11 protein-coding genes are annotated in these 12491 nt (G+C 40.1%); 5 read left to right on the top strand and 6 right to left on the bottom strand.

Features of this window, described 5'->3' with window-relative positions; all coding sequences use genetic code 11:
• The first annotated feature begins 74 nt into the window (after positions 1–74).
• Complete coding sequence (locus G4P69_RS10890; RefSeq protein ID WP_208342935.1) at positions 75–515, top strand: hypothetical protein; 441 nt, start codon at positions 75–77, stop codon at positions 513–515.
• 36 nt (positions 516–551) lie between these two features.
• Here the strand turns inward: G4P69_RS10890 and G4P69_RS10885 are convergent, their stop codons facing one another.
• Positions 552–1040 (bottom strand): MgtC/SapB family protein, encoded by a 489-nt coding sequence (locus G4P69_RS10885; RefSeq protein WP_208342936.1) that lies wholly within the window; start codon positions 1038–1040, stop codon positions 552–554.
• 329 nt (positions 1041–1369) lie between these two features.
• Here G4P69_RS10885 and G4P69_RS10880 point away from each other — a divergent pair, with 329 nt between their 5' ends.
• The gene (locus tag G4P69_RS10880; RefSeq protein ID WP_208342937.1) at positions 1370–4027 is read left to right on the top strand and encodes a putative PEP-binding protein; all 2658 of its coding nucleotides are present in this window, start codon (positions 1370–1372) and stop codon (positions 4025–4027) included.
• Between the two features lie 74 nt (positions 4028–4101).
• Here G4P69_RS10880 and G4P69_RS10875 read toward each other — a convergent pair whose 3' ends face one another.
• A complete protein-coding gene (locus G4P69_RS10875; RefSeq protein ID WP_208342938.1) occupies positions 4102–4431 on the bottom strand; it encodes a MerR family DNA-binding transcriptional regulator in 330 nt (109 codons plus the stop codon).
• Between the two features lie 335 nt (positions 4432–4766).
• Here G4P69_RS10875 and G4P69_RS10870 point away from each other — a divergent pair, with 335 nt between their 5' ends.
• Positions 4767–6092 carry a chorismate-binding protein gene (locus G4P69_RS10870; RefSeq protein ID WP_208342941.1) on the top strand — a complete coding sequence of 442 codons (1326 nt, stop codon included), beginning with the start codon at positions 4767–4769 and terminating at the stop codon, positions 6090–6092.
• 186 nt (positions 6093–6278) lie between these two features.
• Here the strand turns inward: G4P69_RS10870 and G4P69_RS10865 are convergent, their stop codons facing one another.
• The 4 genes from G4P69_RS10865 to G4P69_RS10850 form a co-directional block, all read right to left on the bottom strand.
• Positions 6279–7457, bottom strand: coding sequence for a baeRF7 domain-containing protein (locus G4P69_RS10865; RefSeq protein WP_208342942.1), 1179 nt, complete (start codon positions 7455–7457; stop codon positions 6279–6281).
• 162 nt (positions 7458–7619) lie between these two features.
• Positions 7620–9518 carry a 4-Cys prefix domain-containing protein gene (locus G4P69_RS10860; RefSeq protein ID WP_208342943.1) on the bottom strand — a complete coding sequence of 633 codons (1899 nt, stop codon included), beginning with the start codon at positions 9516–9518 and terminating at the stop codon, positions 7620–7622.
• Positions 9519–9671: 153 nt separating this feature from the next.
• Positions 9672–10286, bottom strand: a complete 615-nt coding sequence (locus G4P69_RS10855; RefSeq protein ID WP_208342944.1) for a hypothetical protein — start codon at positions 10284–10286, stop codon at positions 9672–9674.
• A 161-nt stretch (positions 10287–10447) separates the two neighbouring features.
• A complete protein-coding gene (locus G4P69_RS10850) occupies positions 10448–10846 on the bottom strand; it encodes a Fur family transcriptional regulator (protein WP_208349707.1) in 399 nt (132 codons plus the stop codon).
• Positions 10847–11286: 440 nt separating this feature from the next.
• On the opposite strand from G4P69_RS10850, the gene purS reads away from it, so the two are divergent.
• Both purS and purQ read left to right on the top strand, forming a co-directional pair.
• The gene (gene purS / locus G4P69_RS10845; protein WP_208349704.1) at positions 11287–11565 is read left to right on the top strand and encodes a phosphoribosylformylglycinamidine synthase subunit PurS; all 279 of its coding nucleotides are present in this window, start codon (positions 11287–11289) and stop codon (positions 11563–11565) included.
• A 6-nt stretch (positions 11566–11571) separates the two neighbouring features.
• On the top strand, positions 11572–12246 hold the full coding sequence (gene purQ, locus G4P69_RS10840; RefSeq protein ID WP_208349733.1) for a phosphoribosylformylglycinamidine synthase subunit PurQ: 675 nt from the start codon (positions 11572–11574) through the stop codon (positions 12244–12246).
• The last annotated feature ends 245 nt before the right edge of the window (positions 12247–12491 follow it).

Below are 12491 nucleotides of genomic sequence, written 5' to 3'. Positions count from 1 at the left end.
TGAAAAGCTCTATTGTCTATTGCCTTGTTTTACGAATCAAATAGAATTGCTATATAACAAGTAGAATTTAAAATATGCCTAACCATAATACCTTAGATAAGGATGAAATTACCTCTCTGGGTGCGTCATTGCGACCTATTGAGCAAAAGCTCCTTAAACAAGATGTGCAAAAAGATATAACGAGAATTTGGCTACAAGGGATCGAACCATATTTTGATGTTTTTTTTGAATTTAAAAATGATGAAATAGTATGGTTTCAATTTACATTACGAGGTAAATCTCTTTCATGGGACACTAAATCTAAAGCATGGCAAACTGGTCTTACTAATGAATTAAAGCGTGATGATATTAGTTTTTATCCTGCTAGTAAAACAATAGATAACGATAATCTCGTTGACTGGGAGTTTACTAATTTAGTCAAGTCAATTCTTGAAACTAGGGCAGAAGAGCAAATTTTTGCCAAGGCGATCGCACTGTTTAATGCTCAGGATCAGGAAATGGGGGATGAAAATTAAGGAGATATTTTACGATTTATTAATAAATATTAATAATTATTCCAGTTTCTTTAGAATTTTAAGAACTAACAAAGAGAATAGAGCACCAGTTAATCCTAACTGCCATAAACCGCAACCAGCAGCAATTCCTAAACCGGCTGAAACCCAAATTGCTGCGGCTGAAGTAAGCCCGTGAACTTCAGGGAGGTGGGAATCTTTTTGGGTTGATTGGCGTACAATTTCTCCTGCACCGAGAAATCCCACACCAGCAGCAATACCTTGAATTACACGACTGAGCGAATCAACGCTTTGGTGAGCAGCACTGACTTGTAGGGGTATAAGAGTAAATATGGCTGAACCAAAACTTACTAGCATATGAGTTCTTAACCCAGCAGGTTTGTGCTGAAGCTGGCGTTCCAAACCAATAATTAACCCAATAACCAAAGCCAGACAGAGCCGGAACATCGTATTTAGCCAATCATTCGGTGAAAGATAATTAGTGCTTGGGAATACTGATAATTGAAGAGAGAATACTACTTGCGGCATTTGTCTAAGTCCTCATACTCCTGTTTTAATGCTGTGATCGTGCTATCATGAAGAAATTTCAAGCGGCAATTTTCATTATTGAATTTCTTGAGAAGCTGAAAATCCCAATCTGCAAATGCTTTTTGGGTCATCTTGACACAGATGATTCTCTCTCATAGTGTTCTACCCTAGAATAGCTACTAGTTACGGTTAGTGTGTTGTACGATACTATAAAAACCAAAAAATGGAGTCTCTCTGCCCAAAGAAATAAAACTTTTTATCTACTGTAGAGATGCCAAATTTCTCCTCAATAATCAACAATAATTAATAATAGATAACGTATTAATTGAGTGGACAAACTCTACTGGCTTGATCAAATTAAACCCCAGGATCACCCTAAAGTAGGTGACAAAGCATTTCATTTGAGCAGAATGATGCAGCGTGGCTATCCAGTATTACCTGGGTTTGTAGTGTCGGCAGAAGTTTTACGAGATTTTCTAGAAAATCTCAACAGCTCAGAAGCATTAATTGCTGACTTACCTCACTCTTCTTTACATCTAGATGTAGATAATTGGCGTCAACTTCAGCAAGTAGCTGGTCGCTTGCGTCAAGAAATTATCACAGCCAGTATACCAGAGCAGCTTTTCAGCAAAATACTTAAAGCTGCTCTGCGCTTATTACCCTCAAAGGACGCTCAAAGCCATTCACCTAAATCCGGTGAAGCATCATTCCAAAACAATGTATTTTTCATTTTTCGTCCAACTGTTGCTGTCCCAACCGCAAAGTATGGGACAAAGAATATCTCTGGTTTACTTGAGTCCCAGTTTTCCTCTTCAGATGAACAAGCGATCGCTCTCGCGTTGAAGCGCACTTGGAGTCAGTTATTTCGTGCGAAAAGTTTACTTTATTGGCAACGTATAGGAATTGACTTACAACAGGTGAATTTGGGAGTTTTGGTACAACCCGTATACAACGCGATCGCCAGTGGTTTAGTAAATGCCAATTCCACAGGATTGGAAATTCAAGCTACTTGGGGACTAGGAATGGCAATTAGTAAGGGTGAAGTTCTGCCAGATGTTTATTATATTGAGCCCCAAAACAATGCTGTTCAGGAGCGGCAATTAGGCAACAAAATACTAGCATATCGCCTTAACAATACCAGGCCCGGAGCTATTGCGCAACATTTACCAGAGATCCAGCCAAATCAGACAGGTCTTGTTAGCTATCCGTTAGAGGAAGCTCAACAAAATCAGTATGCTCTCCCAGAAGAACACCTGCAACAGTTGATTGATCTGTCAAATCAACTTGTTCAAGAAGTGGGTCCACATTTTACCTTAGAGTGGACTATTTGTGATGAGCCAACGAGGACGTTGTACTTTACGCAAATTAGCTCCTACCAAAATGCAATTTCTAATTTCCAACTAGTCAAAGGACTAGGGGTTGCGGGAGGAAGGGTTATGGCTTCTGCCCACGTTATCGTAGATTCACGACCTCAGCAGCAAGAACAAATACCATTTGGAGTTATTTTAGTAGGACGTGAAATTGCACCTGATTGGTTACCGTTACTGCAACAAGCAGGTGGTATAGTAACCGAACATGGAGGGTTAACTAGCCATGCTGCAATTCTTGCTAGAGAATTAGGTATTCCAGCGGTGGTAGGTGTTCCAGACGCAACAATCATCTTTCAAAGCGGTGAACAATTGATTGTCGATGGCGATCATGGAGTAGTTTATCGTGTGACGAGGGGAGCAGAGGAGCACAGGAGCAGAGGAGCTCTTGAGCAGGGGGGCAGGGGAGCAGGGGAAATTTTAGAGCAAGGATATCGGGCTCCTGTTACCTCTGCTGGAAAGCCTTCAAAGAAAATAGCGTCTATGGAAAGTCTCCTTAACTCGAGTGAATCGAGTATAAGAGGAAACTCTCGGGAACTGATAAATTCGCCTACATGGCTGCAAAATCAACAATCACCCCAAATAATATCTGATGGGAAGGTGCCGCTCGAGTCTCAGGCTGGAGAACACAAAGACGAGTCAAATGAGCAAAAAAATTATGGTCAAAAGTATACTGGTTCCAAAAGCCAAAATTCTTGGCCGATCATAGCTACCCAGTTACTTGTTAACTTGAGTCAGCCTAGGTTAATAGAACAGGTACGAAACTTATCTGTCGATGGTGTGGGATTAATACGTTCAGAACTAATGGTTCTCAATATTTTGGAAGGACAGCATCCCAACATTTGGCTTCAGGAAGGACGCAAAGCTGAATTACTCGAGCGTTGGTGCAATTTGATTATGGAATTTGCTGCTGGTTTTGCACCACGACCAATTTTTTATCGTTCTCTAGATTGGCGATCGCATGAACTGCTATCTTTTAGCCAAGGTTTAAAATCTTCGACACCAGGCGCGCTTGGAGAGCGTGGTACTTTTAGCTATATTGAAAATCCGGCAATTTTTGAATTGGAATTAGCAGCTGTGGCGGCTGTACAGAAAGCAGGCTATAGCAATATCCGGCTAGTATTACCTTTCGTGCGCTCTGTGGAAGAGTTTTCCTTTTGCCGTCAAAAAATTGAACAAGCCATGTTGACTCTAATACCACAGTTTCAAGTGTGGATCATGGCTGAAGTGCCTTCAATACTCTTTTTATTACCAGAATACGTTAAAGCAGGTGTGCAAGGTATTTCCATTGGTACAAATGATCTTACACAATTATTACTAGGAGTGGATCGAGACCAAGGAAATCTCACAACAGTATTTAATGAACGTCATCCAGCGGTAACCAAAGCGATCGCCCAACTGATCGAAATGGCAAATAGTGCAGGAATTCCTTGTTCTATCTGTGGTCAAGCACCTGCGCTGTATCCTGAAATCATTGAGCAGCTTGTGCAGTGGGGTATTACTTCTATTTCTGTTGAACCTGAAGCAATAGAGCGAACCATAAGAGCGATCGCGCGTGCTGAACAAAAGCTTCTTCTACAAGCAGCGCGGAAGCAAATAAACCACCGCACTCTTGATTGAAATTGCCTAGTTCAGTAAGGCAGACTATCGCGAATGTGGAATGCAAGATTGTAGATGTTGATACCCAACAACCATTAGGTTTTAATCAACCAGGAGAAATGTAGGTACGTGGTGCGCAGATGATAGCACGCGATCGCTTGCAGGTAGTTCGATAAACTGTCCTGTACTTGTTGTTCAAGGTCAGTCTTTTGACTGCGGCTTGAAACTCTGGCATAAATAATGGTTGCTCGTCCGTCTTCTGAGCTAGTAGATCCAGCAGAGATAACTGAGTCCACGTCGTATCTTCTTTGTCCGGATGGGGTACGAATGCCTTTGATTTTCCCTTCTTCAAGCCACCTTTCGAGAGTTTTGGTGCTGACTCCCAATCTGGCAGCAGCGATTCTTGGAGGTACATGGTTTGCCATTGCGGTATTTTTGTTTTCTATTTGTATTAGACACGCAATGTCAGGCTTATTCCGGAAATGTCTGGAAAATTATTGTCCTAGGTCATCCTCCTGTAAACTCTGAGTTACTAAATACTTATTTCTCGTATTTTATTCGTTGTGGGCTGGTTGGACTTATAGTCTTAGGAAGTCAGTGCAAATAATAGTAATTATGTAAAGTTTTGTGAAAAAAACCTAGAAAGGCTTGCCGTTGGTTTGTAGTTGCGCTGAAGCGCAACTACAAACCAATATGATTATCTGTGTTGACTTATTAGACACAGCACATTATCACTAATTTGTTTTTAAGGATTTTTTAAATGTGGGTTTGGCATACTGAAACAAAATATATACGATGCGTAAAGCCGTTGTTAGCATTTGAGGTGATGCATATTGATGAGCAGTTGAAAGTAGTCTCTTATGGTGCTGCTAAGGAATTAAGACATTTTTCAAACAGTGCTAAAAATCTTGGCGAACTATTAATATCTCTGGACAAGTGGCTTGAAGATCGCGGTCTTTCTGCTTCGGGTATAATCGGTTCAGAGTGCAATTGTCTTCTAAATAAAAAACTGCATTGGGTAGCGGATTTATCTTCAATTTCGGAACAAATTCGTGGAGAGTGTCTTGTTTTCGTAGTGCAAGCAGGACATATTGAAGATTTTCCTGTCGATAAAGTTACCCGTAGGGGTGTCTCCAACAAAAATGACAAAGAGATGGGACTTCAGTCTGTGCGTGAAGCTGCATGTACGGCATCTGTAAGTTCAGGAAACCGACGAGTTGCGGAACCTTTTCAAGGTGCTGTCCAACCAATAGAGTACCAGACTAACGGTAGTGTATGTAATTACGGAGTGAAAAATGAATTTTTAATTGACAAGCAGACTGTTGCAGAAGTTGATAACGTCGTCAGGCGTGGATTAGAGATTAGAGAAAGATTAGATATAGAGCATTTAGTAGTTTCAGTCAAATTTCCTGTATACGTTGATAATCACCTGCTTAATTCTTGGTTTTATACCTTCAAAACTCCAGTTAATCAAAGATTTTTAATGAAGAGTGAAAATTGGAATTTGATTAGCTGTACTCCAGAGCGATTTATTTCTATTTCTGACTCAAAGCTTCAAGTTCAAATTCTTGCTGGAACCTTTCAAAGCGGCACAAGTTTTGACGAAGTTAGTTTAATTCATGAGCATCAAGCTGCCAGAAATACCCTCCGAACTATTGTAGAAAAGGTAGTTGGAAAACTTGAATTGACTGTGGACTGTAATTTGATGGCATTTGATAAAATCACTCACTTTCACTCAGCTTTTGAAAAACCTTACCAAAGCAATAACTCTATGCTCCTGACTCTGGCTCATCTTACACCTAGCCCGGCTACAGGAACACAAGATAGGTATACGCAAGTTGCTATTCAAAAACTAGAAGGTAGAACTCGTGGTTACTACGGTGGTTGCTTTTTTCTAAGAACTCCTGGTTGTCTTGAAAGTCTAGTTTCTATTCGTTCGATTTTCAAGATGTCTAATAGTGAAATTGGTGAAATGCTCGTCGGAGCAGGGTTAAAAAAGGGATCAATTCTAAGCAGTGAATCATCTGAAATTATATCAAAAGCTACTACTTCTGCAAAATTGCTAGGTGTAAAGCTAGGAATATGAATCCAATAGAGAAGAAGAGACTAGGAAACACGGGTTTAGAGGTGACTCGTTTAGGACTTGGATGTACGCGTTTAGGTGAAGCACTAGCAGAAATTCCTCGTTTCGTTGGGTAACGCTTATGCGCTCTACCCAACCTACGATTTTCTAAGGGACTTTACAAGTGCAAAAACTAATTTTCAAACAGTATTAGTATCGGAAAATTGCTGCAATTAATGAGCTATATGGTATTTGTTCTGGTGGAAAAGTGTAAACGGTTCCGCCGTTTAATAAAGTATGAGCAGCAGCAAAATCTAACAAATCTTCATCCCCAGTTTCTTGTTCTTCGTGCAAAAAAACTGTTTCTGTGCCTGGGTTAAATAAACCCCATTGCTGTGTACCAACTGCAACTAACAATGAATCAACTTTTTGATAATAAGCTGCTGGAATAATTTCTGAAATATTGTTAGACACTTTACCAGTGTTAGCGCCAAACAGTTCATTGAATCTTTCCAAAATATCCTGCTGTGATTTTTGGAAGTAACCCTCCACAATAGACCAAGCTTGCTGATGCAGTTCTTTAGGACTCTCAACTTTTGTGTTACCTGCGATCGCTTCTTCAATTAAATGCTGGTAAGAACTCGCCTCTCTATACAGAGGTAACAGGTATTCTACCCCAGCTAATATCAAAGGAGCTTTTTTATTTCGCAGTTTCTCTTCCAATGCATTATTAACTGCATAGAAGAATTGTAAAATGTCTTTTTGATGCTCATCTCTGTCAGGACTTCCCTGACCGTGAAATGCTCCAGGTTGAGCTTTTGAAAAAGGATTGGATGTTCCACCTTTAGAAGTTGCAATCCGGAATTGACCCTCTTTAGCAGTTTCATCATAACCGAGGGCTTCATCCAGACTTTTAGGCATATTTTCTACCTCAATCTCATTAATGCTGTAGCGCGTTCCTTCAAAGAATTTGACGTTTTTTTGACTTAGCGTTAAAAGATAAAAACGTCCATCGTTATTTAAAATTTGTAATAAAGGTTTGATATGAAATCGATCTGTAACTACAACTAACTCTTCAAATTCAATAGGTAGAGTGTAGTAGTTAAATATGTCTTGAGAAATAAAAACTGCCAGTCCTTTGTCGCCTATTCCCTCCCAGAAATTTGGGTCGTCTAATTGATTGGCTTTTTCTATTAATGGAGCCACTTCTTCATTCTCAAGACCTGCATCTACTAAGCGTGCCTCAGCTTGTCTAATTAAGTTCTTAAAGCGAATTGAGTTTTGGCGGACTTCTGGTCCAGCTACTTCCAATGGCATATAAATCGAGATAGAATTTTGTCTTGGCTGTTCTACCAGTGTTTTGATTTCCTCTCTAGAAATTAATTTCATCAAGTAATCCTCCTCTTAAGGGAATTGCGAATGCAAGAATAGACCGTTTATGTAGAGCAAACAGTCTATACGGTGAAACCATCTGTTCTTGTCTTATTTCACTTTAAGGAGAGCTAAATTTCATCTTTCGTTGTAAGGATTACGTCTCCAGCCACAGAGGTATCATTTATTGTCAACACTGGGACAGAGTGTTTGTACTTGTTGCGGAAGTTGCTTACATATATTTGGGTTAGCTAGCTTTCTAGCAAAGAATCCTAGAGCTAGACTCCCTATAGTCAAAATTAAGAATCCTCCCAACAAAAACCACTGTTTTTGCCGAACTTTACTTTTTTCAGGGATTGGAGTTGCTGTAGTTGTTACTACTGGTTCTGTTAGGTTTAAATTTAGTAGGTGTAAATCAGAACTTTCTGTTGCAAGAGGTTGTGGTGCTTGTTGTACTTCCACTAGTGGGAATGTCGGAGTTATCGGTATTATCTCTTTTGGAGAGACACGGTAATGAGTAAGAACTACTGAGGTATTGTCATGACCATTTTTCTGGTTTGCCAAGTTAATCCAGTAGCGTACAGCTTCTTCTAAAGAAAGTTGACCAGTTAAAACTGGTACACTATAATCTCGCCAATACTGTTCTACTAAGTTATTATCACTTAAACCATCGGAACATAGCAGCAATATGCCGTCTTCATCCAAAATGAATCTTTGAATCATTGGACGGAGAAATTGACCTTCTTTTGTTCCCAGTGCTTGAGTTAAGGCACAAGCATCTGGACGATTCAGTGCTGTTAGATACAAGCTACGAGCAAAGCGTACTTCCCTCGCTACTACATCATCATCTACTGTCAGTAATTGGCAGTGATTTCGTGTAATCCAGTATGCACGGCTATCACCTATATTCACCAAGAAAAGTTCATGAGCATTTTCTGACTGCTTTCCAGAAATAGTTTGAATACGTTGTGGTATTTGCACTGATAAAACAACGGTTGTACCCATACGCTCTCGTCCTTCGCGTTTTTGTTCGTCGTTACAGTGGCAAATTACGTTATTCACAACCCGCAAACTAGCTTCTATTTGCTGCTGCAATAATTCTGGTGATACAAGTTCATTAGATGAAGCAACTTCTGTAATTAAGGCTTGGATTTGTAATTTTAGAGATTGTACAGCTAATTGGCTTGCAACTTCACCACCTTCGTGTCCGCCGATCCCATCACAAACCATTGACACGTGTGTAAGTACGGGGTCATCTTGATCATCAGAACTGGTAGGATAACAATTGTCTTCATTTTGTGTGAGTTGTGGACCAGTATCTGTTGCTCCAGCCACCTTCACAGTTAATGGTAATTCTGCTGCACAAGAAAGTAGTAGTGCGTTGAGTTGATTAGCAATTTCCTCTAAATGTGGATTTTCAGCAAACATTTTTTGGAGGATTTTCTTTAACTCTTGTTCGAGTGGTGTTTTTGCTGTAATAATCCAGGGTTGCCAACATTCTGCTAATTGTTGTAGAGATGGTGCATGTAAGGTTGGGATCAGTTCCAATAACCGCACGCACCAACCTTGCACTCGCAAATTCTCCGCAACGAGCAAACTGCCCGCTACTCCCAATTCTGATAAAGGTATCCACAACTGGAGAATTTGCCATAACCAATAAACTTGCCTAAGTGCTGTTGCTTGTTCCCAAGCGTTTGCAATTGCTGGATATAGGTTCCCTTTCTCGTCTATAGGTACATTTTCTAGTAAGAGAATATCATCGTGAAACCCATAGACTTGGGGTAAGTGCGATCGCTGTTGATATAATTGTAAGTAAGGAAGAATTTCTTGCGGTAATTCATCACGTATATCTGGTAACAATCCAGGCTGAGTATCCAGCCAAATAGGGTGTCTAATGACCTCATACCTCTGTGCTACCTTTGCTCGTGGTTTAAGATTGACTTGACGCTGACTAACCGCCCAGAGATAACGGCGAATTAGTGGTGTTTGGCAATTTGCACAAAAGCGATTTTCTATAGGATTAATCGCTTTTGTACACTCTGGGTTTGTGCAATAAATGACCCGGTGAGTAGAAATCATCTACGTTTCAACAAGACTAAATTTTTAGTATTATATTAACTTGTTACTAAAGTTACACCAGGTATTACAATCACCGCCAGCAGGTTCCCAGAATTTATCAGACATAGCTGTGCTATACCTCAGCATCCTGAAGCAAACTTAGTATAGAATGGACTAAACAGCACTCAAAGCTGGTTGGAAAGGTTGAAGTAAAATTCCTAAAATTTTATCAACTTCTTTAATGTAGTACTCAATTTCATCAATATACACCGTGGATTGTTGTAGAATTAGGAATTTCCAGTTAGTTCCAGTAGTCACAGAACCATAAATACTTTCAACTTCATTACCTTTTTTTTGATTAAATAGCTGTGCCGCAACCATCGCCGCTACACACTGACCAAGACCCCCAATAATATCTTCTTTTTTGGCTTCAAATATTATAGTTACTGGAGCAGTAATGTAAAGTTGCTCTTTAGAACCACTAATAATATAATCACAATAGCCTTGTAAGCCTCTTGTTGGCTCAACGTTAAACTCGTTTCCAGAAAAAAGAGAAATTTTGTTATGTAATAACCGTCTTAGCTCTGCTAAGATGGGAGCAATTAAAAATTCTGATCTAGCTTTTTCCGTTGAAATAGCTGTTGCTAATGGAATGTAGTCCCTGAGAAGAGTTTTTAAAGTTTCTGATGGTAATACTGGTTTTACATCACTGAACAAATTACGGCTTTCTTCTAAAGTCAAGGCAAAATCATTTTTTGCTTTAGCAAGGCTGAAGTCACTGTACGCCATTTTTTTCCTTGTAATTATATAGTAGGAGCCGAGGGATAAGGAGCAGTAAACAGTGATTCAGTGATCAAGGTGTATGGTATTGGGCTTAAACCCAAAGATAAACACATTATTCTTGGGTGATAACTGATAACTGTTCACTGTTAATACTATGCCCCATGCCCCTACTCCATAGCTGCTTGGGCGACTTGGCATTGTTTACATAAACCAAAAAACTCTAAAGTGTGGTAAAAAATCTTAAACTTATGTTTATCTTGCAATTGGGTTTCTAGCTCATGGACGGGACATTGATTAAACGGAATCGATGTACCACATTGTAGGCAGGTCAAGTGATGCTTCTCTTGTTGCGTTAGGCTATAAACAGATTCACTGTTAGCTAATACCCGCACTTGCACTAAGCCTTCCAGCTTTAAGGCTTCCAAGGATCGGTAAACGGTTGCTAAACCCATCCCCTGATTAACGCTACGCAGTTGTAAGTATATTTCCTGCGCAGAAATGCCTTGTTTAACAGTTTTAAGCAATTTGAGAATACGCTGTTGACTGCGGGTACGAAAGGCGCTCATAGGCAATTTTTTGGAACTTTTAACCTGACTATCTTTTAGCTTAACGTTAATAAAAAGAATTCAGGAGCCAGGAGTCAGGAGCCAGGAGAAGTAAATCCGTATCATGTACAGAGTGTCTTTTATTTCGTTTGGGTAAAGTACCTATGTCTTTATATTCTTAGGACTTACGCATTGACAGAAATCATGAGATATGGGGTAGGAATTAATAGCGCCTGAACGAAAGATTTTTTCACAAATGATGGTGCTACCGTCCATTGTAGGGGCGCAAGCATGAGCGCCCCTACAGGTTTGAAACAACCATTATCCGTTAATCCACATGATGTTCGACTTGTATAGTGCGTAAGTCCTAATTCTGACTCCTGAATTCTGAATTCTGACTCCTTCCCATCTATGATGGATATAGTGTCAGCAACATCCCCTTGTATTAAAAGCTTAAGCCTGTGAAAAGGAAGTATCAAGCCAAAATTTTTGTTACTCTTCGTCCTTCAGTACTAGACCCTGCTGGTGTAGCAGTACAGTCAGGGCTACACCAGTTAGGTTACGATGACGTTGAACAGGTGCGGATTGGTAAATACATTGAGTTGACTTTTATATCACCTGATGAAAGTTCAGCACGTCAAAAGCTAGATAGCATGTGCGACCAAATGCTAGCAAATCCAGTTATTGAAAATTATCGCTTTGATTTGATTGAAGTCGAATCACAAACGGGAGTGTTTTGACCAATGATTAAATTTGGGGTTGTTGTTTTTCCGGGTTCTAATTGCGATCGCGACGTTGCTTATGTGACTCGCGATCTACTTGGCGCACCAACTCGCATGGTTTGGCATCAAGAAACTGATATTTCTGATATAGATGTGGTGATTCTACCAGGCGGGTTTAGCTATGGTGATTATTTGCGCTGTGGTGCGATCGCTCGCTTTTCTCCCGTCATGCAGCAAGTTGTAGAACATGCACAAAAGGGTAAGTTTGTCCTCGGTATTTGTAATGGCTTTCAGGTATTAACTGAGGCTGGTCTTTTACCTGGAGCCTTGATGAAAAATCGAGACGTGCATTTTATTTGCGATCGTGTTTCTCTAAAAGTCGAGCGCACTAATCTAGCTTGGACTGAAGGTTATGCAGGTAATGAAATTATTACTTTGCCCATTGCTCACGGAGAAGGACAATTTTACGCAGATAAAAAGACTATATCAGAAATACAAGACAACAATCAAGTTGTTTTCCGCTATCAAGGAGAAAATCCCAACGGCTCATTGAACAACATCGCTGGGATTTGCAATGCTGCAGGCAATGTTTTGGGAATGATGCCACATCCAGAAAGAGCCTCAGATCCAATACTAGGAAGTAGCGACGGCTTGAAGTTGTTTCAAGGTTTGTTAGAAAAAGTTGTGGCGTTAGTCTAGCGGGAATTTTTAACAGTTATCAGTTATCAGTTATCAGTTATCAGTTAACACCCAACCATCAATAGATCGCTGATAACTGTTCACTGTTCACTGTTCATTGATTCGGTCAAGAACTTCCCGCAGTTCTTCCTTAGTACAGCGTTTCATAAATTCGTGGCGTTTTGGCTCCCATTGACCCTCACCCTAACCCTCTCCTGCGGAGGGAGAGGGAACAGAATCTAGCTCCCTTCTCCCAATAGGGAGAA

This window comes from Aetokthonos hydrillicola CCALA 1050 (assembly GCF_017591665.1).
Taxonomy (GTDB): domain Bacteria; phylum Cyanobacteriota; class Cyanobacteriia; order Cyanobacteriales; family Nostocaceae; genus Aetokthonos; species Aetokthonos hydrillicola.
Note: the sequence above shows the minus strand (reverse complement) of the source record. Positions and strands in the feature narration are given on the sequence as shown.

Excerpts from the sequence above, each read along its gene's own strand:
- G4P69_RS10890 (WP_208342935.1), top strand. The coding sequence starts at position 75 with ATGCCTAACCATAATACCTTAGATAAGGATGAAATTACCTCTCTGGGT.
- G4P69_RS10885 (WP_208342936.1), bottom strand. The coding sequence starts at position 1,040 with ATGCCGCAAGTAGTATTCTCTCTTCAATTATCAGTATTCCCAAGCACT.
- G4P69_RS10875 (WP_208342938.1), bottom strand. The coding sequence starts at position 4,431 with ATGGCAAACCATGTACCTCCAAGAATCGCTGCTGCCAGATTGGGAGTC.
- G4P69_RS10870 (WP_208342941.1), top strand. The coding sequence starts at position 4,767 with ATGTGGGTTTGGCATACTGAAACAAAATATATACGATGCGTAAAGCCG.
- G4P69_RS10865 (WP_208342942.1), bottom strand. The coding sequence starts at position 7,457 with ATGAAATTAATTTCTAGAGAGGAAATCAAAACACTGGTAGAACAGCCA.
- G4P69_RS10860 (WP_208342943.1), bottom strand. The coding sequence starts at position 9,518 with ATGATTTCTACTCACCGGGTCATTTATTGCACAAACCCAGAGTGTACA.
- G4P69_RS10855 (WP_208342944.1), bottom strand. The coding sequence starts at position 10,286 with ATGGCGTACAGTGACTTCAGCCTTGCTAAAGCAAAAAATGATTTTGCC.
- G4P69_RS10850 (WP_208349707.1), bottom strand. The coding sequence starts at position 10,846 with ATGAGCGCCTTTCGTACCCGCAGTCAACAGCGTATTCTCAAATTGCTT.